This window comes from Oxynema mangrovii CENA135, from assembly GCF_016632315.1.
GTDB lineage: Bacteria > Cyanobacteriota > Cyanobacteriia > Cyanobacteriales > Laspinemataceae > Oxynema > Oxynema aestuarii.
Genome location: NZ_JAEOXH010000002.1, coordinates 30288 through 54080 on the forward strand (window position 1 = coordinate 30288; position 23793 = coordinate 54080).

The window sequence follows — 23793 nt, forward strand, 5'->3', positions numbered from 1 at the left end:
TTCATTCCCAGACCGGATTGGAGACCAACCCGGTTTCTCTGTCATGCAGAAACCGGGTTGGGCGACGGGGATGGAAATCTTGCCTACTGTAACGCCATCTCCATCAGAATTCTCTGAGAACTTTGCTCGTCAGTGCCATTGGGCGATCGCCGTTGTACGTAAGACCCATCCGACTGCAAATCCCAGGCTTGACGGTTATCCGCCAGCAAGATCCCGAGAATTTCTTGTAAATCCTTAGCCAAATCCGGGTCTTCCACCGGAGTAATCGCTTCCACGCGACGGTTGAGATTGCGAGGCATCCAATCCGCACTGCCGATAAACACCTCTTCCTCGCCGCAATTGTGGAAATAGAAAATGCGCGAATGTTCCAAAAAACGCCCGACAATACTGACAATGCGGATATTGTCGCTGATACCGGGAACCCCCGGTCGCAGACAGCAAATGCCGCGCACCACTAAATCAATTTGTACCCCCGCTTGAGACGCTTCGTAAAGCAAAGCGATAATCTTGGGATCGACCAAAGAATTCATTTTGGCAACGATGCGACCGCTATAGCCATTGCGGGAATGTTCGATTTCCCGTTGAATCAGCGAACTCATGCGATCGCGCATATTTACCGGAGCCACTAACAACTTACGATAAGAACGCTGGCGGGAATAACCCGTCAAAAAATTGAACAAATCCGTCAGATCCGCGCCCAAATCTTCACGACAGGTCAACAAACCCAAATCCGTGTACAACTTCGCCGTTTTCGGGTTGTAATTGCCCGTCCCGATATGGACGTAACGGCGGATCCCTTCATCTTCCCGGCGCACCACCATCGCGATTTTGGTATGAGTTTTGAGTCCGACCAACCCGTAAACCACGTGAACGCCGACTTTTTCTAACTTACGGGCCCAGAGGATATTATTTTCCTCGTCGAAACGGGCTTTGAGTTCGACCAACACCGCCACTTGCTTGCCATTTTCGGCGGCGGCAATCAAAGCATTGACGATCGGCGAATCTCCCGAAGTGCGATAAAGAGTCATTTTAATCGCCAAAACCGCCGGATCGTAAGCCGCTTGGGTGATGAAACGCTGCACCGTGGCGGCGAACGACTGATAGGGATGGTGGAGGAGTAAATCCCGTTGGCGGATCAACCCAAAAATATCTTCCGCTTCTTCGCCGTCGCGTTGGGACGGGTCGATTTCCACCTCTCCCAAGCGGCGGAAACGCGGGGGAACCACCGCCGACCAGGGGGGATCTTTGAGGTCGGGAAGGGGTAAATCCATAAACCCCATCAAGTCTCGCAAGTTGAGGAGTCCCTCGACTTCGTAAATATCCTTATCGTCGAGGGACATTTCCCGGGCGACCATGTCGCGGACGGGTTCGGGCATGTCGGACTGAATTTCCATGCGCACGACCGAACCGCCAAAACGGCGTTTGCGCAGTTCTTGTTCGATCGCCAGTAAGAGATCGTCCGCTTCGTCTTCTTCGACCTCTAGGGAAGCGTTGCGGGTAATGCGGAAGGGGTGGTATTCGAGAATATTCATGCCCGGAAACAGGGCTTCGAGATTGTGGGCGATCACCTGTTCCAAAGCGACCCAGTACCACTGTTTTTGTTTGTTCGAGGAATTGCCCGTGGCGTTGCGATCGCGAGGCGAGTCCGTTCGCGAAGCGACTCCAAAGGAGTCAGACGTATCGCATTGTTGTTCGGGGATGGCGACGAAACGGGGCAGCACTTTCGGGACTTTGACCCGGGCGAATAGTTCTTCGTCGGTTTCCGGGTCTTTGATGACCACGGCTAAATTGAGGCTGAGATTGGAGATATAGGGGAAAGGATGGCCCGGATCGACGGCGAGGGGGGTGAGAACCGGGAAAATTTGCTCTTCAAAGTAATGTTGCAGGTAGGTGCGCTGTTCTTGGTTGAGATCCATGTAGTCGAGGATGTGGATGCCGTGTTCCACGAGTATCGGGCGGATCTCTTGCTCGAAATGTCGGTGTTGTTCGGCGACCATCGGATGGAGGCGATCGCTGATATCGTCGAGTTGTTGTTGGGGAGTGCGTCCGTCCGGGGTCAGGGAAGAGACTTTGGCTTCGACTTGCTGTTTGAGTCCGGCGACGCGGACCATGAAGAATTCGTCGAGGTTGGAGCTGAAAATCGCTAAGAATTTGAGCCGTTCGAGTAAAGGCGTGCGCGAATCGAGAGCTTCGTGGAGGACGCGGTAGTTAAATTCAACCCAACTCAGTTCCCGGTTGAAGTAATATTGCGGATCTCGCAAATTCAACTCGTCGCCCGTCGTTGCTTCTTTATTCTTTTTGGTTTTGGTCATGGTTCTATCGCAGGAAAGTAGAAGGGAGGAGTTCGGCGTTGAGGCGATGGGGTGGGGAATACGATCGCCCCGACGTAGGCTTCGGAATTAAAGAGGATTAGGAACCAAAGGCTTCGTCTTCGATTCCGACCCACCATTCGCCCAGGTTCATCAAGTCCTGGTGAATGTCCGCGAGGGCTTGGGAGTATTGTTCCGGGGAGAGACGATCTCGATTTTCCTTCAGTTTTTGCAAGCGTAGCTGCACTAACAGCCAGGGTTTGCTGGCGCTGTTAGTGGATTCGAGATACTGGGCGATCGCTCGACTATCCATGTCATCAAAGCATAAAAGGATCTGGGATTATCTTACTGGGGAAACCCAGACAAGTAAGCCGACTCGATCGAAGAGAAAGTCTCGATAGTGATATTGTTCGATCCTCGTCCCGTGATTGGCGGGGAGTCTGTCAAGAGTTTCTTTCTTGCAATAGAGCCTCTTTAACCCGTTCCCATTCGGCGCGCAAGCGAGGCTCGAACTCCGAAACGTTCTCGGGGAGAGCAACCCCCGTCTCGACACAATGACGGGCGATGCTTTCTAAATCTTTACCGATCTGGGCTAACGTTTTGGCGCCGAAAGTGGCACTGGTAGACTTAATCGTATGAGCGGTTAACTGTACTTGGGCGACATCGGCAGTGGCGATCGCCGCACCCAGATCCGCCAAGCGTTGGGGCAAATCTTCGAGATAACTATCGATCGCGTCGATCAGCCCTTCGCGATCGTCTTCTCCGACCATTTCTTTCAAATTACTCAATCCTTTAGGATCGAGAGCGGGTTCCAGAGTTGGAGTCTCATTCGTTTCGATCGTTTGGGGGGCTTCCGTCGTCGTGGCTAGCACGGTTTGCGGTGCGGTTCGCGCTCCATTTTGCACGATCGCCATCTCGCATCGACCCAGTACCGCACTCAACGCCTCGATCCGAATCGGCTTGCTCAAGTAATCGTCCATCCCCGCATTCAAACACAACTCGCGATCGCCTTGCATCGCATTCGCCGTCATCGCCACGATCCACGGTCGTCCCACCGGAGAAACATCCTTGCGTTGGCTCCACTGCTCGCAAATGCGCCGCGTTGCTTCCAGACCGTCCATTTCCGGCATCTGCACGTCCATCAGCACCACGTCGTAACTCTGGCGCTCCAAGGCTTGCAGCACTTCCAACCCATTCGCGGCGACGTCGGCGCGATACCCGAGGCGCTGCAAAATCCGCAAGGCCACTTTCTGATTGACCACATTATCTTCCGCCAAGAGAATGCGTAAATTGTTCTCGATGGGGGCAGATGCAGTGGGACGCGGGGAACGGCGAGGCTTGGCGGGAATCGAAATCGTCGAAAAAATCCGCACTAAAACATCGTAAAGCTGGGATTGTTTGATCGGCTTGTTGAGAAACGCCGCAAAACCGAGCTCGGAGGTTTTGAAATCTTTCGCTTGTTTGCCGATCGAAGTGAGCATGACCAGGGGAAGTTGCCGTCCTTTCTCGTGAGTGCGGATGGCACTGGCGAGGGCGAGTCCGTCCATTTCCGGCATTTGCATGTCGAGAATCGCCAGATCGAAATCGTTGTTGTCTAACGCGGACAACAACGCCAGCGCCTCGAAGCCGGAGGACACCGCCTCGGGCAACATGCCCCAAGAACGGCCTTGTAAGGTTAAAATCTTGCGATTGGTGGCATTGTCGTCCACGATTAACAAGCGTTTGCCTTCCAATTTCGGGGCTTTTCCAACGTCGATCGCCGGATCGACCTCGGTCGCTTCGGGAACGGCGATCGTAAACGAGAACGTCGAGCCGACCCCTTCTTCACTTTCGACCCACATCCTGCCGCCCATCATCTCACACAAGCGCTTGCTAATCGCCAAGCCCAACCCAGTTCCGCCATATTTGCGGTTGATCGACGAATCCACCTGGGAGAAGGACTGGAACAGGCGATCGAGTTGGGTTTTGGGAATGCCGATCCCGGTATCGCGCACGGAAAATTCGAGTTCGTAAATCGGGTTGACTTCTTCGGACAACCCGCGATCGTACGCGCCCACGCCAACCGAGACGACCACTTCGCCGCGATCGGTAAATTTAATCGCATTACCGAGTAAATTGACGAGAATTTGGCGCAGGCGGGTCACGTCGCCGAGGATGCCGACGGGAACTTCGGGATCGACGTGGTAAGCGAGCTCTAACCCTTTTTCTATCCCTTTAGACGCGAGTAAATCGAGACATTCCTCGATGCAAATTCGCAAATTCAACGGATGTCGTTCCAGTTCGAGTTTGCCCGATTCGATTTTAGAAAAGTCGAGGATGTCGTTGACGATCGTCAGCAGCGCATCCCCACTGGTGCGGATGGTTTCGACAAAATCGCGCTGGTCGTGGGTCAAGTCCATATCCAATAACAGGCCCGTCATCCCGATCACCGCATTCATCGGCGTGCGGATTTCGTGGCTCATATTGGCGAGAAATTCGCTCTTGGCGCGACTGGCGGCTTCGGCGGCGCGTCGGGCTTCTTTTAAGGCGGTATTTTGAGCGGCGACTTGCTCGCGGGCGCGGGTTTCTTGTTCGAGCAAGTCGGCTTGAGCTAAGGCGATCCCGATTTGTTCGGCGACGGCTTCGAGGAGGTCGATTTCTTCCACAGTCCAGCGTCGGAAACGATCGCACTGGTGCAAGCCAATCAGACCGTTGGGTTCGTTTTTATAGGACGTTCGCACCGAGAGCATCGATTTGACCTGCAGTTGCTCTAATAACGGCTCGAATCCTTTAAATAGGGGTTCGCTGTAAACGTCGGTGGTGGCGATCGCGCGATCGCCGTCCAACACTTTTTGAGCGTGAGCGTTGTCGGCGACCGGAACTTCGGTGCCGAGTAACGACCTGTATCCCGGTTCTAAATATTGCGCCACTAAGGGCATTGTCGGTTGCGGTTGCTCGACATAGGTATGAAGGAGACAACGATTGACGCCGAAGGTTCGACCGATTTGGGTGACCGCAATTTGAAAGATCTGCTCGGCGTCGAGACTTTGGCGAATTTCTCGGGTAATTTGACCGAGTAAGACACTGCGTTTCAACTGGCGCTGGAGGGCGTTTTCGGCGCTGTTGCGTTCGATTTCGCTGCCTACCCACTGGGCCATCAAGCGCAGCAATTCGCGATCGACCGCTCGGAATTTGTGGGTTCGAGGATGACGGCTGACGAAGCTCAACGTACCGTATACTCTGCCGCCGACAAGGATTCGCATTCCCTCGTAAGCTTGCCAACCGCGCAGGCGACAGGCGGGGTGGTCGCGCCATTCGGAATCGGCGGCGGATTCGATAATGTTCGGTTCGGCGGCATAAATGGTGCTGCTGCAATAGGTCAGCTCTAAGTTGAAGGCGTCGCCTTTGACCGGGCGGATCGGGCTTTCTGGGGTGACCCAGGCGGCGATGACTTCGTAATAGACGCTGGTAAGGCGATCGCCGGAGGCGATTTGGCTCCCTTCTCCTTGATTGCCGAATTCCCCCGCGTCTACATGGCCCACTAAGCCGATTTCTGCGTCAAAGCGACGGCACCCCATTTCTAGCAGTTGGGTCAGGCGCGCGTCAAAATCGAGATCGGCAGAAGCAGTTACGGTGTAGAGGGCGCGAATGGCGGCTTCGCTTTCTTGTAGGGACTCGATCAGGTGCAGTTTTTCCGCTTCGGCTTGTTTGCGTTCGGTGATGTCGTTGAGGGTGCCACTGGTGCCGTTCATTTGCCCGTTCTCGTCGCGCATCGCCTGGGCGAATACCTGGAACCAGCACACGTTACCGTCTTTGGTCAGGTAGCGCAATTCGGCTTGACAGGTGTCTTTTTGACCGAGGTTGAGAGCTTCTAAATGGGCGATCGCGATCGGGCGATCGTCGGGATGCAAGTAATCGACGCAGGATTGACCCAGACTTTCGTCAACGCTGAAGCCGAGACTGGCGAACCAAGCGGGATTGAGAAAGGTCCAACATCCGCCCGCGTCGGTTTGGAAGATCGTTTCTTCGATCGTGTTGACGACGGAGCGATATTTTTCTTCGCTTTGGGCGAGTGCTTGTTCCATCGATTTGCGATCGCTGATGTCGGTAATCGTACCGACATAGCCTTCGATCTTGCCGTTGGCGTCGATTTCGGCGATCGCCTGTCCGATGACCCAGCGCACGGTGCCATCGGCGCCGATAAAGCGATATTCGCTCAGAAACGGCTCGTTGTTGGCGACGGACTCGAACCAGTCTTGGAAAACGCGATCGCGATCGTCCGGATGCAAGGATTTCGCCCATCCTTCCCGTAGTGCGTCTTCTAAACTCAATCCGGTAATGTCTTTCCAACGTTGGTTGACGTACACACAGTTACCCTCGGCGTCGGTGCGGAAGATACACACGGGAGAGGCTTCGCTGAGGTTTTGATAGCGCCGTTCGCTTTCCCGTAGGGCTTGTTGGGCGCGGCGGCGTTCGGTAATATCTTCGACGGTGGCGATCGCCAGGTGCGGCTGTCCTTGGGCGTCGCGCAAGATCGAAACGGTCAGGTTGCACCAAATCATCTGCCCGTCTTTACAGATATAGCGTTTTTCTAGTTGGTAGCGATCGCGCGTTCCGGCGCCGATCTCGGCAAATAACGGTTTTTCGAGTTCGAGATCGTCGGGATGGGTAAACTCTTCATAGCCCATGTTGGCGAGTTCGGTTTCGCTGTAGCCGAGCATTTCTTGAAACGCCGGATTCGATTGCAAAATCCGCCCGTTTTCCAAGTTACCCAAGACGATGCCGATTCCGCTTCCTTCGACGATCGCCCGCAAGTGGGCTTCGCGTTCTTCCAAAGACATGATTAACTCGTTTTTTTCCACTTCTATTCGTTTGCTTTGGGTAATATCTTGGGTCACCACCATTCCCGCAAAGATACTGCCGTGTTCGTCGCGCACGGGTAAGGTTCGGGTCAGGTAAATGCGATCGGTATATTCGATTTCGTTGGTAATTGTTTCTCCGCCAAGGGCTTTGCAGTAATCATCGACCACCGCCTCGCAGGTTTCCCGGGGGAAGACTTCCCAAATCGTTTTGCCCTCCATTTGCTCTTTCGACAGACCCATGGTTTCTAAACCTTGTCCGTCTACGAGCAGGTAGCGCAAATCGCGATCGAATAAGACTACGGCCCCTTCGGGAAAATTGCGGGTAAAGGTACGATACAGTTGTTCGCTTTCGCGCAAGGCGGTTTCGACGCGCTGGCGATCGCCAATTTCTCGCGTGAGTTCGGCGTTGGCGATTTCGAGTTGGGCGGTGCGTTCGCAGACCCAATTTTCTAACTCGGTGGTGAGTTTTTCGATTTCAGCTTCGGCTTTTTTACGTTCGGTAATTTCTTCGACCATACCAATAACGCACTCGGGAATTCCTTCGTGATTTTTGATGTTGGAAACAATCAGACGAACGGGAATAATTTCTCCGGTTTTACGAATGTAGCGTTTCTCAATTTGATAGCTTTTGCGCCTTCCTTCTACCAGTTGGCCGACGAATTTTCGTTCTCGTTCTATATCTTCTTCGTAAGTAAATTTTGCGAAGGAAATTCCTTCTAGTTCGCTTTCGCTAAACCCAAGCATTTGTTGTAAGGCGGGGTTCGTTTTTCTGAGAATTCCTTCGGGACTGGCGATCGCTATCCCCAAGGCGGCTTCTTCAAAGAGGGTCCGAAATAACGATTCGCTCTGTCTCAATTCTTGTTCGATCCGTTGGCGCTCTCGGATCTCTTTTTCTAATTCCCGATTGCTCGCTTCGAGTTCGCCGGGACTCGGAAATTCGAGGGCTTTCGCTTTGAAAAAGGCGATCGTCCCTACGGTGGCAACGGCGATCGTGGCGGCTCCTCCTTTAAGCAATCCGGAAATCCAATCGATCGAATACCATAAATTCCATGCCTCGATAAAGTGGACGATCGCTTGAGAAATGATAAAGGCTCCCAAACATAAAACCATCCGGTTGTAGGGTAAATCTTGCCGTCGGCTCACGAAGTCAATTAATAGGACGGCGATCGCCAAATAAGCTAACCCCACGATGATTTCTGACCCTTCGTGTAAGCCGATTGAAGCCCATTGTCCGGCGTCGCTTCCTATCTTGGCGATCGCGAAGCGGCTCCCTTTGAGCATCGCCGTCAGCAACGCGGGCCAATGTCCTAGAATTATTGCAAGGGTCGTGGGGGGTAACTCAAACATTCCGGGCGACATGGGTTTTAAGGATGGAGAGAAAGGAGATGCAAGCAGCGCTTGTCTGGGCGTCAAACACCTCAGCAAATCACCAATGGGTAGAGCCGTCAAAATCGGGCGATCGCCATCGCGATCTCCCTTACGGGTGATGTTACCGACGAGCATTGATGCGATCTGCACTCTCTCCCACTTTAGCTTGAGTGCGCCGGACGAACCTCCCCAAAAATACCCATCCGGTTTTACGCAGATCCTCCGCAATTCCTACATTCGAGAGATTCTGCGCGATCGCCCCGAGCGCTCTTATCCTTTACAATCGCGATCGATCTGTCTAAACCCAAGGAGTCAAACGATGCCCGATTCGATTATGTATCAAGAAGAAGAGCACTATGTCGTTCTCGAAGCCGATCGCCCGGAAGAATTTCTCAGCGCCCCGGAACTTTTAGCAAAATTGTCCGCGATTTTAACGCGCCGTCAAGATGATTTACCCCGAGAACTTCAGAAGTTCTCAACCGTAGCAGAACAAGCTCGCTATTTACTCGAAAATCATTGCGAATTTGATGTCGCCCCCGGTCATTTTCTCCAGTGGTATGTGGTGCGTTTGGAAAAATAGGCGGCAACAGGGACAGAGGCGATCGAGGCGACAACAAGGACAGGGGCGATCGCCCATTTTTGGGTTGATGGTTGCCCTCGCGATCTTCACCGGGAGCCAACCACCAACCCCTTAAATTCCTCCAGGAAAGCTAAAAATCACTCAACTTTTAAGCCGCGTCGTCGGCGATCGCAATTAAAGCCACCTCAACCCGACCTTTGCGGACTTCACTGAGGCGCGATCGCACCCCCGGACCGAAAAATTTTTCGATTTTTTCCTGCTTTTCCTGCCACATTTCTAAGGCCAAATTGGGCGAATTAAACTCTAAAATGAGTGCATAATTCCCCTCGATCGCCTCTTCCCGAATTCCCTCCAGAACCGGACAAACTTCATCGTTCGGACTCAACCCCAACCGTTCGAGCGCCTCTTCGAGATGAACCTTCTGACCGTACCGATAACGACTGACATCCTTGCGAATTTGATTTTGAATCGGCGTCGCCTGTCGTTCCCGTAAGGCGATCGTTTCCTCAGAACTCACTTGAGTCAACGGCGTCGGTTCCAATTCCGCCGCCTTCAGAGCTAACCCACCGAGTAACACCGGAATTCCATAGAAAAACCCCGCTAAATTCAACGTGGCATTGTCATTGAAATACGCCACAAAACCGACGACGGTTAAAACCCCACCGACACCCAACGCCAACAGCGCTAAAGAAAGATTGCGTAACATGATCGCTTTGCTAGATGTTTTTTTTATTGTCCCTTGTCGCGAGCCGTTGGGGGGAGGGAGGCGAAGGCAAGAAGCAAGAATGCATCCCCATCGGTATCGTCAACTGTGGCGCGGGCATCTTGCCCGCCGCTTCCCCATTCCTTTAGAATGCAAGAGCTACAGACATATTTCTAGATTAAAAACCGATTTTCTGACCAATTGCCCTAAATTTCAGCAAATAAATACTTTCAACCCCCATTTTTTCACTTCAAATCTAAAATCTAAACTCTAAACTCTAAACTCCCCACCCCCGCCAAGATCGCCTTGAGATAATGTAGAAATAGCTTAGTCGCCTTGCCTCCACTCGAAAATCTCAATACTGAACTGCTCCATGTCCGGGTACAAAATCGGCCTCGATTTCGGGACGACGAACTCGATTATCTCTTACTTCACCCCCTCCGCCGAAGTAGAAGCCTTTCAATATGGCGGTCCCGACGGTCGCCGCTATATTCCCTCGTTTATCGGCTACGACGAGGAATTTGTCGAAATTGGCACCGCCGCGCGGACTCTCGCCGCCAATCACGGGGATGTGGAAACTTACGGCAATTTTAAAATGCGCTTGCCCATTCCCGCCGACCAATTGCCGGAGTACATTCGCCACGATCGCACCCCCGCCAGCGTCACTACGGATTACTTGCGCGAATTGCTCGTTTCTCCGGAAAATCCTTACAGTTTTTGCAAACAACAAGGGGAAATCTCCGGTTTGGTGGTCTCGGTTCCCGAAATTTGGCAGCGCGATATTTACAATCGCGGACGAGAATTGTTAAAACAGGCGATCGCCGCTCTCGATTTGCCCCTCATTCAATTGGTCAGCGAACCCGTCGCCGCCGCCGCTTACTATACTTGGGACATGCAACGACGGGCAAAACAGGCGGGTGATGAGAGTTTTTCCGGCAATCTCCTCGTGTGCGATATGGGTGGCGGTACCTTTGATGTGAGTTTATGCCGAATTTACGGGGAACAAAAAGTCGATGTCCTCTATTTTGACGGGCAGGGCGATCGCGGTCTCGAATCCGCCGGGGTAGCTTTCGATCGCCGTTGCGTGCAAGCAGCTTACAGGGCAAAACACGACTCGACTCTCGACGAAAACGACCCGGAATTCCTGCGCCTGTTACGCGAATTTGAAACGGTCAAAATTAGCTCTCACGCCCGCGTGACGCGATACCTCACAAATGCCGTGCACGAGCCGGAAATTTACGGCGATCGCCAGATTTACGTGTTTGCCGGGGGGTATTCCCTCAATTTCGCACAAGTTCGCGAGGCATTCGCACCGATCGCCGCCGGAATTACCGAAGTCATCGAAGGAGTCCGAACCTGGATCGCCGAACGACAACAGACGATCGATCGCGTCTTCCTCGTCGGCGGTTTTTCTCAGTTTTTCCTCGTGCGACGGGCGATCGCCTCGGCTTTACAATTCGCTACAGACGATCCCCGTCTCGACGAAACCTTTAACCTCACCCACAGCGCTTACGCGATCTCCTACGGCGCCTGTTTGATCGCCAACGATCGCGTCCAACCCAGCGAAAAATATCTGCACAATCTCGGGATCGTGGTCGATACCATCGACGCCAACGCCGAACGCCAACGCCGCGCGATCGAAATTATCAAAGGTGGCACCCGCTTGGAAGAGTTATCTCAACCGCAATTTGCCGATATTCCCCCTTTAGTGACCTTTCAACAAGATGCACCCTTGACCCTCACCCTCTGGGTAGACCCCCAAGGAAAAGGCGTCTTGGTCGAAGAATCCTTACCGGATATGGTGAAGTTACCGAGTTATTCTCCCGAGGATAAATGGCGGGTGGGAATGCGCGTCGATCGCTCTCAAATTGCTTATTTAACCATTGAAGAAGTTCGCGGGGAAAAACGAGTGGAATATGAGTTAGGCAATGTTTTAGCTAAAATGTTTCCCGGTTTCGTGTTAATTGAATAATGGAAATTTTAGATTTTAGATTTTAGCTACTAGGCGGGAAGCCCCGCGCTCTCCCGAAGGGGAGCGTCGGGATGAGAGCCGCGCTTGCTGAGTGGGGTACTCTCCGAGAAGCCGCTTCGCGTCTACGATGCCCCCGAAGCAAGCAATAGTCTACGCAACGCAACCAGTATTTATCAGATTACTGGGTTCATGCTAAAATAGCGGTATGTTGAAAGCAATCAAGGTCAGAATTTACCCTACCGACGAGCAGTCTGTCACACTAGCCAAGCATTTTGGCTGTACAAGATGGCTGTGGAATCATTGCCTGTCTGTGATGACGGAAACGTACAAGACGACAGGCAAGGGAATTTCTGCCTTGACTATGAAGAAACAGATTCCTACGCTAAAAGCAGAGTATGAATGGCTGAAAGAGTGCTATTCACAATGCTTACAACAGTCGGTACTTAATCTGTCTCAAGGGTTTCAGAACTTCTTTGAGGGTAGAGCAAAATATCCCAATTTCAAATCAAAGCATCGTCGCCAGTCTGTTCAGTTTCCCCAAAACGTCAAAGTGATTTCTGAGTCGGCAATCAAGTTTCCTGGCTTGCTGGGAACGGTTGCAGCAAAGATTCACAGACCGATTGAAGGACAACTAAAAACAGTTACAGTGTCGAAGATGCCAGACGGAAAATACTTTGCATCGTTGTTGGTGGAAGATGGCACAGAAAAGCCCGATTCTTCCAGTGATGGTAAGGCGATTGGGATTGATTTGGGATTGACTGACTTTGCTATTACATCCGATGGTTCAAAGTTTGCCAATCCTCGCCATCTCAAAAAGCATGAACGGAACCTGAAGCGTAAGCAGCGTAAGTTGTCTAGAAAAAAGAAAGGCAGTCAGAACCGAAACAAAGCACGAATCAAAGTTGCTAAAGTTCACGCCAAAATTGCCAACACGCGAGCGGATTTTCTCCACAAGCTATCCCGCAAGATAGTCAACGAAAACCAAGTGATTGTGGTGGAAGACCTAGCTGTTAAAAACATGGTCAAGAATCACAACCTAGCCAAAGCGATAAGCGATGTCGGCTGGGGGCAATTCTGTACCCTGCTCAAATACAAGGCAGAGTTTGAAGGGAAGGTATATCTGGAGGTTGGGCGATTCTTCCCAAGCTCACACCTTTGCTCAAACACCCTGTTGCCGCTAGAAAAGATGGATCTCTCGATTCGCTCATTTGTGTGCCCTCATTGCTCAGAGAGGCACGACAGGGACATCAATGCAGCAATCAATATCAGAAATGAAGGCTTGCGGATATTGGACTCAGGAAGTGGGTCTACTGCTCTCGGAGGGAATGTAAGACCAAAGGGAGGCAGGCGAAAGTCTACCCTCCTAGAGGCGGTTCCCGGTGAAGAGAGAAGCCCGCGCTCTATTGCGTAGCAATGAGCGTCGGGTACTTCACATTGGCTCTTTACTCCCCCTTACCCATGTCCCTCGATCGCCTCGCCCAATCGATCGCCCGTCTCCAACACCTCGCCTCTGAGGGCGAACGCCCCTCGTTGACCTTCGAGACGATCGCCCTCCCGTTGCAATGGCTCGAAATTCTGCTCGATGTTTGGGCACAACTCTATCCACCCGAGGTTTTGCAACAGTTGGACGCGACCGAACCGGAAACTTTGGAAGCGTGGGCGATCGCGCTCACTCGCGCCTTAGACGCCCAACTGCAATGGCTCGATCGCACGGGCGCGACCCTCGATCGCCTCTCGTTGTTAGACGCCCTCAAAACCAAAATCGGCGATCGCGCCCGCCAATTACAACAGTTGCGCGGGCAAAACAATGAGTTGCTAGCTAAAACGGGCGAATTTTTGGCGATCGATGGCGAAATGCGCGATGCGATCGCCGAATTAGAGCAACTGCAACACGAAGCAGAGCAATTCGACCGACTGCGTGGGGAGTTGGAACGCACCGATCTCGATGGCTTGCGCGCGTCGATCGCCCGCGATCGTGCCGTCTTGGCACCGCAACAGGCGCAATTGAGCGAACTGGAGCGAGAAAAAGCCGATCTCGACGGTCAAATCGAGCAGTTACGGCGTCAGCAGTCCCAACTCGGCGAAGAAATCGAATTATTGCGCGGACGGCGCGATCGCCTGCAATTGCGAACTGAAGAAACAGCGAAAGCGGCGATCGCGGACTACGCCCGACAGCGCGATCGCCTCGGCGACAGCTTACAACAGCTCTTAGACGAACTCGACTCCCAACGCCGGGAGTACGATCGCCTGCGCGGCGAGTTGGATCGGGCGATCGCCGAGTCGAACGAGTATCAAACGGCGATTCGACAGGGGCGCAACGCCCTCGAAACCCACTATCGCACCGATGTCGAACTCGGGCGCCGTCTGCCGACCAATGGGTCGGCGATCGCCCGTCTGGTCGGGGCGATCGAGGACAATTTAGCTGCCTTAGACCGGGAACTGGCCCGGGCGCAACAGGAGAATGAAGCGACCCGGGTCAAGCAAATTTTTACGTTTTAAGGGTCAATCCCCGGCCTGTTTTGGCGAAGTCTTCGACGGTTTTATCGGAAAACTCGTGCTGGGCGATCGCCGCTAACATCGGCAACGGTAAGGTCAAGTGGTCGGCGCCTGCTTGTAAGGCGGCGGCAGCTTCTTCGGGAGACTTGATACTGGCGGCTAAGATTTCAACCCCACTGTCTTCGAGGATCGCGGCCATCTCGCGCACGAGGGCGATCCCGTCGCCCAAAAGCCTCGTGGCGCGGTTGACGTAGGCGATCGCGATTTTGGCTCCGGCTTCCCGGGCGATCGCCGCTTGAATCGGTCCGTAAATCCCGGTCACCGAACAGGTCATCTCTTTTGAAAGAATGGCGACGGCTTCAAATCCGGTCGGCGTGGCGGGAATTTTGAGGATGGTGCGATCGCCGATAATCTCGTAAGCTCGTCGTCCTTCGGCGACCATTCCGGAAACGTCGCCAGCTAGCAATTGATAGTAAAGCGGACCGTCGGCAAACGGGAGTAAGTTTTTTAGGGTCGTTTCCGGCGGATCGTCACTTTGCGCGAGTAAGGTCGGGTTGGTGGTGATGCCTTTGACCCAGCCGAGTTTTCGGGCAGCTTTGGCGTCGGCAACGATCGCCGAATCGAGATAAATGGCCATAATTTACGGGAAAAATACAGGAAAAAAGATCCAAAAAGAACCAACGGCGGTTGAATTGCCGTTGCGCGATCGCGAAAACTTTGGTCTCTCAGTTGCTCGTTCCCCCGTTTTACTCGGGAAAAATTTTGGTTAAAGAGAGCAAAGAATCGGGAAATCCAGGGAGAGGAATGGCTTCGTTAATGAAGGGAATTCGTTTGGTTCGATAGCCGAATTTTCCGGGACTGAGTTCGTCGGGTTCGCTGTAAATTTCTAAATATTTATCGTTTAAATTGAAAATCCAATAATCTGAAATTCCCGCTCGGGCATAAAGGGGTTGTTTGATGGCGCGATCGTATTCGAGAGAGAGTTCGTCCGCAATTTCGATCGCCAGTAAAACTTCACTGGCTTGGGGTAACCGGGCGCGATAGTAATCGTCGGCATAGGCTAAAATCGCGAAGTCCGGCTGCACTTCCGTATTCTCGTTGAGAACGATCGCCCCTTGGGTTTGCACGAGGGCGCGTTGGGCCACAAACACGGGCAAGTCTTCTAATAAAGCACGCAAACAAGCAGCGTGGTCTTGACCGATCGGAGCCATCTGCACGAGGGTTCCTTCTACGAGTTCGACGGCTTCCTCTTCTTTGAAAAAGCCGCGATCGGCCAGTTTGTGATATTCGTCGATACTCAAGATTTGGGGTTGAGAATTGGTCATCGCTGCTGTGTGTTTTTTGCCTTTTAAATCAACAAAGGATTTGTCGATTATTTTAATACAAAAGCTTGAAAATTCCCGAAGCTTCAGTCTCTCTGGGAGCGTTGTGGACGTCTTTCAAGATCGCGTCCGGCGGCTTTGAACGACGGGCTAATTTGTCGAGGGTAGCGTTCGCGTCGCGTCTCCAAAACAGAATCGCTGACTCTCGACGAGCGGCTGCGCGGTTCCCCAGCCCGTAATCCCTCGCCGATCGTTGAAATTTCCTAGGGGAATCGGTGAAATTTGGGGTCGTTTTCCGGGGCGATCTTCCCTTGTGAGAGCAAAGACAGCCCGGGCGCCCTTAAAGCCCTTGGCAGCCACCCCCAGTTCACCCGATCTCCCCGTCGATTCACGAAGAGTTTGCAGGGAATGTTGGGCGATCGCCCCCGATGGTTTGACCCCATTTTTACCCGGGCAGACGATCGATTCGTGACTTGTTAAAAAGGGAGATGACCCCCGTCACGGATCGAATCGCAAGTCAACTCATAGAACAGTTGTTGACGTTGGCTCGATGTTTTTGGCTGGGGCAATTTTGACAATGGAATCCAATAGAAACCCATCCCGATCCAAGCCACTCGATTGTTTGAGGAGGATGACATACAAATGACGAGTTCGCCGCACGATCGCAAGGCGATCGAACCCCTCTTAGCTGCCGAACTGGAACGGCCATCGAGCGCTTTAGCGTTGCAACTTGGCCTCGCCTAACCCCTCAACCCCTCGCCTCCCGTTGACGCCACCCGCATCCGAGGCTGGAACTTACACCAGTAACAGGCCGTAAGCGAACGCGATTCCCCAGTCAAACAAGCCGTCCGAGGGGCGATCGCCGCCGTTTGTTCCGATCCGTTGCGAACGGCTAATGTTTGTCACCAATACGATTAAAATTAAGATGTCCTCCCCTGCCTGCCTTTCGAAGGGCAGGACACCCAGATCGTTTTTTGGGCTAACAAGGGTATGTTTAAATTAGCAATCGGCTAACCGACCGGAGGACTCTTTTCACCCCAGAACCAGGAATGATGCAGATGAGTACCGTTCTGATTGTAGACGACAGCGCAACCGCTAGAGAAATGGTTGCCGGACTTCTCAAAAAAATTGGCCTCGACGTGATCGAGGCCCGCGATGGTGTGGAAGCTCAAGAAAAATTGCAAGGGAAACTTCCCGATCTCGTTGTCATGGACATTATCATGCCTCGCATGAACGGCTACGACCTCTGCCGATGGCTCAGACGCCAGCCCCAAGGTCAAAATATCCCGATTTTAATGTGTTCGAGTAAAAGTGAAGAATTCGATCGCTATTGGGGGATGAAACAAGGGGCTGATGCTTACATTACCAAGCCTTTTCATCCGTCCGATTTAGTGGGAACAGTCAAACAGTTACTCAATACCAACGCGGGTTAATTGACCCCCTCGGATTGACATCATTTCTCAATCCTGATGCCCTCAAATGCGATTGTTCGCGTTCCTCCACGTTTGAGGGCGACCCCAAGGGCGACTGGGGCTTTTAAAAGCGCTGCTTGGGGCATGAGGAGGCCGCACGGCCTCGCGATCGCACCCTCGGGGAGTCTACAATCGAAAGTCACGCACGCTTTGCCAGTAGGAAAGAGGAACCCCCGTATCGAAACATTCTCCTTCCAAACAACAGCCATACATTCCTTCCAACTGACGCAACTGTTCTAAGGCTGTCGTGAGTTGGATTTCGCCGCGATCGCGCCGTCCGTCTCGGATGTTTTGTTCGAGAATCTCGAAGATTTTGGGCGTTAACAAATACAGCCCAAAAACGGTTAAAAAATCGTTCTCCGCCAATCCTTCGACCCGCAGATGCGATCGCGCGTAATTCAAATCCGGCTTTTCGGTTACTTCGCTTAAGTTTATCAGCCCTGTTTCCGGCTGCCAACTCCCCGCCACACAACCGCAATGATACAGCTCCTCGGCGGGAGTGACGGTCACCCCGATCGCACTTTTTCCGACTCGTTCGTAGACTTCAACCAGTTGACGCGCGCAAGAGATTTCCCGCGTCGAACGATAAATATGGTCGCCTAACATTAATAAAAAAGGTTCTGTGCCAACCCAATCTTTAGCGCAATAAACGGCGTGACCGAAGCCGTCTTGTACGGGTTGAGTCAATATATTAATCCGTTTGCCGACAGTTTCTAAATAACGGACGTATTCTTTTTGATGGGGTTTTATTTTATGGGCAAAGGCTTCGGAAAGGGGCGTTTTAAAAAAGTCTTCAAATTGGGCGCGATCGCTCTCGCGGGTGACGATCGCAATTTGTTCGATTCCGGCACTGATGGCTTCTTCGGCGATCGCCAATATAATCGGTTTGGCGATCCCGTCGCGATCGACGATCGGAAATAATTCTTTAGCGATCGCTTTGGTCGCCGGAAACAGTCGGGTTCCAAATCCACCCGCCGGAATGACAGCTTTACGAACCTGTGATTTGACTTCGGTCATTTCGATCGAATTACGATTAGCAAAAGGGGGCAGTTTTTGCCGTTCTCGGCGATCGCCTTCACTCGGTCAATTTTGATTGATTTTAAGGGTGGCGGCGATCGGCGAGGGCCTTAACCCTCTACAGCAATTCGCGCTGTCATGAGGTACAAGAGGCAAAGATCCCCCCAATCCCCCTTAAAAAGGGGGACTTTCACTGCCCCCCTTTTTAAGGGGGATTTAGGGGGATCGAAATGTACTGCCGAACAGCGAAAACTGCTCTATGCTCTTTTCCTGACAGCGATTTAGATTTATCTGTGGTAAATTCCCCCTAGATTTTACCCCAGAAGATCCCCAATGACTGTCAAACCTACTCTGGACTCTCCTGTAAAAAATCCCCTGGCGTGGAAGCTCAATCTGACGATCGCGGTCGGGGTTTTAGCGGTCTCCACCGCCGCCATTTTTATCCGCTTGACCCTGGAAGCTGCGGGAACCCGAGGGATTGGCTTTAGTTTGGTGATGGCCGCCACTCGTCTCACAATTGCCTCACTTTTGTTGGCTCCCGCGTGGCGCAACCTCAAACCCGCCCGTCTCGAAAAAGCGGCGATCGCCCAAGCTGCCCTCGCTGGCGTGTTTTTAGCGCTCCATTTCGCCGGGTGGATCGCGTCGCTCTCTTATACTTCGATCGCCGCTTCGACGACGATCGTCACCATGAATCCGATTTGGGTTTCCTTGCTGTCCTGGTGGATTTACAAAGACAAACCCACGAAAATGACGGCGATCGGAATCGCGATCGCCTTAATGGGGGGAATGGCGATCGGATTGGGAGATAGTGGCGGGTTGTACGGCGGAAGTAACCCAATTTTGGGAGATCTGCTCGCGTTGTTAGGATCTTGGACGATTAGTATCTATTTATTGCTGGCGAAGTCGGTGCAAAGTCGGGGGATGGGAATTGGTCCGTACAGCGCGATCGTTTGTACTTGTGCGGCGCTGGTTTTACTACCGATGCCGTTTGTTTTTCAAACTTCATATTTTGGCTATCCCACGGAAGTTTATTTTTATATTCTTCTGATGGCTTTGATTCCTCAAATGATCGGTCATACGAGCTTAAATTGGGCTGTTCGTTGGACCTCTCCCACTTTAGTCGCGTTGGCGGTTTTATTTGAACCCGTTGCATCGAGTTTTTTGGGCTTTTTGGTCTTTAATGAAGTTCCCGGGATCTCGGTTTTAATTGGGGCGATCGTTTTGTTATTTGGAGTGGCGATCGCCGCGATCGGGTCGCGTCCCCAGGGATGAAAATATACAAATAGTCACTTTTTTGTATTTCACCTTTGAGGACATAATTCTATTATGTGAGGCGGCGAACTGGCACCGGACGATCGCGCCGCCGTCAGCAAGATTTGGCCGTCGGCAGTGCGATCGAAGCCGCGCGCCTCGATTAAAGGATCCGAAGGGCGATCGCGGGATGAGTCTGTCGCCGAGGGTTCCCCCCGGGTCTCCCAGACGGGTTCGACCAACTCCACCGACACCCCGTCGCGGCTGAGGGGTTGACCGGGATTGACGGGTAAGCCACCGCGTCCGCGAATGGCGAAAGTACTTTCGGCGAGTTGTTCGGGATTGCAAGGGCTGCGCGCGATCGCCGCATCCGGGTCGGCGACCTCGACTTCGGGCAGATTGGCGGGTTCGATATCGATATCGCCGTCAATATTCAACTGTCCTCGGGCATTGATAATACTGTCGGGAGAGAGCAGAACTAATAACTCGTCTCCTCGGATGGCGCCAATGGCGATATTGCTGCCTCCTTGAGGGTCCGTGGCGCTGGTGACGATCTGGCTGGCTTCGAGCAATACCAAAGTTTCGGCGGCGATCGTGATATTGCCTTCCTGAGTAACATTCCCGGTTTGACTGCCTGCGGCGACAATTTCGCTGCCATTGCGTAAGAGAATATCGGGCGATCGCAGGTCAATATTACCCCCTTTTCCGATCGCCGATGACGCTTGCAAGGCGCCGCGATCGAGTTCCACGTCCGACGCCGCAATCTCAATATTGCCGGGGGTTCCCGTCCCTTCCCCGTTGACGCCGATCCGGGATCCGTCGGCCACCTGGAGGCGGTCCGTGGCGATCGCGATGCCGCCGCCATTGCCCGATCCGAGGGTGCGCGCGTCAATTTGAGCATTCCCGACAATTTCGACGCTTTCCGCCGCTTCTAAGCGCAAACGGCCCGCATTCCCTTCCCCAGAGGTTCCCAAGACCACGATCGCCCCGTCGCCCACCGTCAAGCGGGGAGTGGCAATCGTCACGTTCCCCGCATTCCCCGCCCCGTCGGTATCGGCAGTGATTAAGGTCGGCAAACTGCCATCCGGCGAGGTCCCTCTAAACTCGATCGCCTCCGACGCCTCCAACAACATCAACCCGCCGACCCCGTCCACCGAGGTACTCGTCCCGATTTCGCCGCCATCGCGCACGATCAAACGGCGGGTTCTCACGGTCACGTCCCCCGCATCTCCCGCGCCAAACCCTTTCGTCGTCAGCAAACTGCGTTCCCCGTCCGCACTGACTCCGGCAATATCTACTAACTCGGCCCCCTCGATCTCCAGTCTGCCGCCCTTTCCCGTCCCGTTGCTGGCGGCTTCGATTTGGGCGCCGTCGCTCAAACTGAGTAAGGGGGTGACGATCTCGATTTCCCCCGCATCGCCACTGCTGTAAGCGGTCGCCTCGATTTGGGTCGATGTTCCGCTTTCGGGGTCGGTTCCGTTCAACTGCACCGATTCTGAGGCGCGGATGGTCAAGTTGCCTCCCCGTCCCGGGCCGAAGGTTCGCACCCGCACTTGGGCGCCGTCGCGCATCGTCAGGCGCCGGGTGGTAATATCGACATTGCTGGCGTTGCCGACTCCGACGGTGGAAGCGTCGAGGATGCTGGCAAATTGGCCATTCACTGGAATTCCGCTTAATTCTACCGATTCTGAGGTGGCGATCGCGATCGTTCCCGCTTCGCCGTCGCTGACGGTTCCCACGGTAATCCAGCCGCCGTCCAACACGTTTAATTGGGTTCCGCGCACTTCGACGCTACCCGCATCGCCATTGCCGAAGGCGCCAGATCCGACGATCGTGCGAGAGGTGCCATCCCTGGAAACCCCGCTAATTTCGACGACTTCCGACGCTTCTAGGGCGATTTCGCCCCCATCTTCTTCGCCGAGACTGTCGGAACGAATTTCCGATCCTCCGGTAATGGTGAGATTGCGCCCGTGTACGCGGACGCCGCCATCGCCGCCCAACCCGGTGAATAAGCCGGATTCGTTGGTGATGGAGATATCTTGAAATGAGGAGAAGGGGGAGGTTTCTTCAAACCCGAATTCTCCTCGTGTTCCCGTCGTTTTCAGTTGTCCGTGGCGACCGGACCACAACTCGATCCGACCTTGGGGGGCTTTTAATAAGGCCCCGTCTAAGACAATCGGACCGCCAACGAGGGCTAAGGTGCGATCGGGTCGGACCCCCAACCCGTCTTCGCGGGCGAGAATGCTCAGTTGAAAGGCGATTTCTTGGCGCGCGGTTTCGACGTTCTGGGTCGCCGTTTCGGTTCCGTCGAAATCTGGGGTGGCAAAACCGCGCCCGAGTCCGATTCCGTTGACGGCGATCGCCCCGGGATTGTCCCCCAACTGCAAGCCGACGGGAACGCTAACGGTGAGGAGAGTGTCGGTTTGAGGGGCGATCGCGCTAAAACGGCTGCCGTCGTCGAATAAGACCGCGTCCGCACTGGTTGCAACAAAGGAACCGCCTACATTTAAGGAGGCATTCGGCCCGAAAACGATGCCGTTGGGGTTGATTAAAAAGAGGTTGGCGCCGCCGTTGGCTTGGAGGAGACCGTCGATGTTACTCAGGTCGGTTCCGGTCACCCGCGAAAAGATATTTTCGATCGTTAGGGGGTTGTCGAAGGTGGCGGTTGTTCCCGTAGGGATCGAGAAGCTTTCAAAACTGTGGAATAAATTGCGCGATCGCGCCGTTCCTCCGGTAATCTGAATTGTATTTCCTTCGACGGTGACCGTGGAGCGATCGGGTAAGGTCCCATCGGGAACGATTTGAGCGATCGCCTGTCGTTCGATCGTACCCGATGCGAAGACACAACAGGCGATCGCTGCAAAAAAAGCAGTTCTCCGGCGATCCGTAGAGGTTCGCCGTCGTGTTGTTGTAGCGTTATTCATAGGCTTAGGCGATCGTCGTGAATTCGTACAACACCCGACCCCCAACAGTTGGCGAGGGAAGCGGCGCGACAGTCGGCGCCGACTTCGCTAAACTTCCGATTCCCAGTCGGGACAGCTTTCTCCATCCCAACCGTAAGGATGCATCCCACACACGAGCAAATTACCGCCGTAAACGTGACCGTGATAGTGATTGCATCCTACACAAGCCGGATGTCGCCCTTGGGTGGGTCGGACGTAAGTCACGAACGGCTGGGGGGGGTCTGGAGAGTCTTCATCGAGGGACCGATCTAAATCGAAGAGGTCTTCTAAATCGAATCGGTTTAATTCCTCGGCGAGGGTCGGATCGAAGACTTCCAAGAAAAAGCGATCGATTTCGAGAAAAAATCCCTCTTCCAGTTCTTCTACTAAATCCACACCGTCGTTAAAATCCCGGGTGATTTGTTCGGGAATCTTCGCCAACTCGTCAAAAAATTCGTTGACCTCTTCGCTTAAGTCCTGAAAAAAGCCTTCGACATCTTCGGCGGCGCTTTCGAGGAGTTTAAATAAATCAGTCGGCCAATTTTCCATAAGCTTTTGCCATGTCACTACAGCCTCGGCGAGACTACTCGTTTTGCAGGCGGCGCAGTTCGTCTTGAAGCGATCGCACGCGATCGCGCAGTTGGTCTACATCGTCGGAACCTTTACCCTGGGGGGCTTGTGTCGGTGCTTGCGCTTCCGTCTCCCCGGGTTCCCCTTCTTCATCTTCGAGAATTTCGATGCGACGCGGTTCTTTCGGTGTCTCGTCTCCCGCCGACTCGTTCACCGACTGACGACCCTGATTGACGATATCTTCGACAAAACGGCGGGCTTCGTCCGTACTCATCTCCCCGCGTTCTACCAGTTCGTCCGCTAACTTTTGGGCTTGTTTTTGTAACTCGGTCAGTTTGGTTCCCGCTTTTTCTCCCGCATAGGACGCCAAACCCACCCCGAGATAGAAGGCTTTTTGAACCACATCTCCGAAACCAGCCATAACGACTGTTGCTCCTTGTTATGCAATTACGGTACTGATTCCAGGATAGGGTGCAAACCTGCCGAGTGACCAGAAGTTGAAATCCAGTCCTAAAAAGTGACCCGGAGTCCACGCCTACCGCAAGCATCCCGTGTTGCTGCTCCCTTCCGGGTCTGACAAGGTTTAGGCGTTGCGATCGCATGGGTCCGGATCGCTTACTAGCATATCATTATTAAAGGAGAAAACAAGGGTTCGGGCTGAAAAATCCCCAAAAATCCCTCATTCCACCACCACGCGCCACTCGTAAAGCACGTATTTGACGCAATCATTGACCACCAGGGGATCGGCTTCGACAATGGCCCGGGCTTCCTCCATCGATGTTGCTCGAAATAGCAACATTCCCCCGGCTGCGCCCGCCCAATAGCCCGTTTTGGCTTGATGTCCTTTGGCGTTGAGATCGCTCACGTAGGCTTTGTGAGCCTCTACATATTGGTCGAAAATCGGTTTTTCGACAATTCCTTCCTCAATTTTGGCAAACCAAGGCATTTTA

General features: G+C 53.3%; 17 protein-coding genes and 1 other RNA gene. 6 read left to right on the top strand and 12 right to left on the bottom strand.

Translation table 11 applies throughout. The features are described from left to right. Positions 1-83 precede the first annotated feature (83 nt). The 3 genes from ppk1 to JJD41_RS14095 all read right to left on the bottom strand — a co-directional run bounded on the left by ppk1 (position 84) and on the right by JJD41_RS14095 (position 8497). Positions 84-2312, bottom strand: a complete 2229-nt coding sequence (gene ppk1, locus JJD41_RS14085) for a polyphosphate kinase 1 (RefSeq protein WP_200667410.1) — start codon at positions 2310-2312, stop codon at positions 84-86. 97 nt (positions 2313-2409) lie between these two features. Continuing rightward, complete coding sequence (locus JJD41_RS14090) at positions 2410-2622, bottom strand: hypothetical protein (RefSeq protein ID WP_200667412.1); 213 nt, start codon at positions 2620-2622, stop codon at positions 2410-2412. A gap of 130 nt (positions 2623-2752) precedes the next feature. Further along, entirely contained in the window at positions 2753-8497 is a 5745-nt protein-coding gene (locus tag JJD41_RS14095) for a PAS domain S-box protein (RefSeq protein WP_234488826.1), read from the bottom strand. 85 nt (positions 8498-8582) lie between these two features. On the opposite strand from JJD41_RS14095, the gene JJD41_RS25920 reads away from it, so the two are divergent. After that, on the top strand, positions 8583-9098 hold the full coding sequence (locus tag JJD41_RS25920; protein ID WP_459543061.1) for a CRR7 family NDH-1 assembly protein: 516 nt from the start codon (positions 8583-8585) through the stop codon (positions 9096-9098). A 148-nt stretch (positions 9099-9246) separates the two neighbouring features. On the opposite strand, the gene JJD41_RS14105 is transcribed toward JJD41_RS25920, so the two are convergent. Further along, entirely contained in the window at positions 9247-9804 is a 558-nt protein-coding gene (locus JJD41_RS14105; RefSeq protein ID WP_200667416.1) for a DUF2854 domain-containing protein, read from the bottom strand. A gap of 370 nt (positions 9805-10174) precedes the next feature. Between JJD41_RS14105 and JJD41_RS14110 the strand changes: the two genes are divergently transcribed. The 3 genes from JJD41_RS14110 to JJD41_RS14120 all read left to right on the top strand — a co-directional run bounded on the left by JJD41_RS14110 (position 10175) and on the right by JJD41_RS14120 (position 14272). After that, a complete protein-coding gene (locus JJD41_RS14110; protein WP_200667418.1) occupies positions 10175-11773 on the top strand; it encodes an Hsp70 family protein in 1599 nt (532 codons plus the stop codon). 205 nt (positions 11774-11978) lie between these two features. After that, positions 11979-13184, top strand: coding sequence for an IS200/IS605 family element RNA-guided endonuclease TnpB (gene tnpB / locus JJD41_RS14115; protein WP_200667420.1), 1206 nt, complete (start codon positions 11979-11981; stop codon positions 13182-13184). A gap of 2 nt (positions 13185-13186) precedes the next feature. Next, positions 13187-14272 carry a hypothetical protein gene (locus tag JJD41_RS14120; protein ID WP_200667422.1) on the top strand — a complete coding sequence of 362 codons (1086 nt, stop codon included), beginning with the start codon at positions 13187-13189 and terminating at the stop codon, positions 14270-14272. On the opposite strand, the gene JJD41_RS14125 is transcribed toward JJD41_RS14120, so the two are convergent. Both JJD41_RS14125 and JJD41_RS14130 read right to left on the bottom strand, forming a co-directional pair. Further along, positions 14262-14906 carry a transaldolase family protein gene (locus JJD41_RS14125; RefSeq protein WP_200667424.1) on the bottom strand — a complete coding sequence of 215 codons (645 nt, stop codon included), beginning with the start codon at positions 14904-14906 and terminating at the stop codon, positions 14262-14264. The genes JJD41_RS14120 and JJD41_RS14125 overlap by 11 nt on opposite strands. Before the next feature lie 109 nt (positions 14907-15015). Further along, positions 15016-15594 (bottom strand): Uma2 family endonuclease, encoded by a 579-nt coding sequence (locus JJD41_RS14130; protein WP_200667426.1) that lies wholly within the window; start codon positions 15592-15594, stop codon positions 15016-15018. 1055 nt (positions 15595-16649) lie between these two features. Here JJD41_RS14130 and JJD41_RS14135 point away from each other — a divergent pair. Next, on the top strand, positions 16650-17024 hold the full coding sequence (locus JJD41_RS14135; RefSeq protein WP_168571286.1) for a response regulator: 375 nt from the start codon (positions 16650-16652) through the stop codon (positions 17022-17024). A 165-nt stretch (positions 17025-17189) separates the two neighbouring features. Here the strand turns inward: JJD41_RS14135 and JJD41_RS14140 are convergent, their stop codons facing one another. Then, on the bottom strand, positions 17190-18080 hold the full coding sequence (locus JJD41_RS14140; RefSeq protein WP_200667428.1) for a UTP--glucose-1-phosphate uridylyltransferase: 891 nt from the start codon (positions 18078-18080) through the stop codon (positions 17190-17192). Between the two features lie 333 nt (positions 18081-18413). Between JJD41_RS14140 and JJD41_RS14145 the strand changes: the two genes are divergently transcribed. Next, the gene (locus tag JJD41_RS14145; RefSeq protein WP_200667430.1) at positions 18414-19352 is read left to right on the top strand and encodes a DMT family transporter; all 939 of its coding nucleotides are present in this window, start codon (positions 18414-18416) and stop codon (positions 19350-19352) included. 29 nt (positions 19353-19381) lie between these two features. On the opposite strand, the gene JJD41_RS14150 is transcribed toward JJD41_RS14145, so the two are convergent. The 5 genes from JJD41_RS14150 to JJD41_RS14170 all read right to left on the bottom strand — a co-directional run bounded on the left by JJD41_RS14150 (position 19382) and on the right by JJD41_RS14170 (position 23789). Next, the gene (locus JJD41_RS14150; protein WP_200667432.1) at positions 19382-22255 is read right to left on the bottom strand and encodes a two-partner secretion domain-containing protein; all 2874 of its coding nucleotides are present in this window, start codon (positions 22253-22255) and stop codon (positions 19382-19384) included. 87 nt (positions 22256-22342) lie between these two features. After that, the gene (locus JJD41_RS14155) at positions 22343-22822 is read right to left on the bottom strand and encodes a hypothetical protein (protein ID WP_200667434.1); all 480 of its coding nucleotides are present in this window, start codon (positions 22820-22822) and stop codon (positions 22343-22345) included. A gap of 34 nt (positions 22823-22856) precedes the next feature. Continuing rightward, positions 22857-23264: a phasin family protein gene (locus tag JJD41_RS14160; RefSeq protein WP_200667436.1), complete on the bottom strand. Its 408-nt coding sequence runs from the start codon at positions 23262-23264 to the stop codon at positions 22857-22859. A 95-nt stretch (positions 23265-23359) separates the two neighbouring features. Further along, an RNA gene (ffs, locus tag JJD41_RS14165) (signal recognition particle sRNA small type) lies at positions 23360-23456 on the bottom strand. A gap of 66 nt (positions 23457-23522) precedes the next feature. After that, on the bottom strand, positions 23523-23789 hold the full coding sequence (locus tag JJD41_RS14170) for a YciI family protein (RefSeq protein WP_200667438.1): 267 nt from the start codon (positions 23787-23789) through the stop codon (positions 23523-23525). Between the last annotated feature and the right edge of the window lie 4 nt (positions 23790-23793).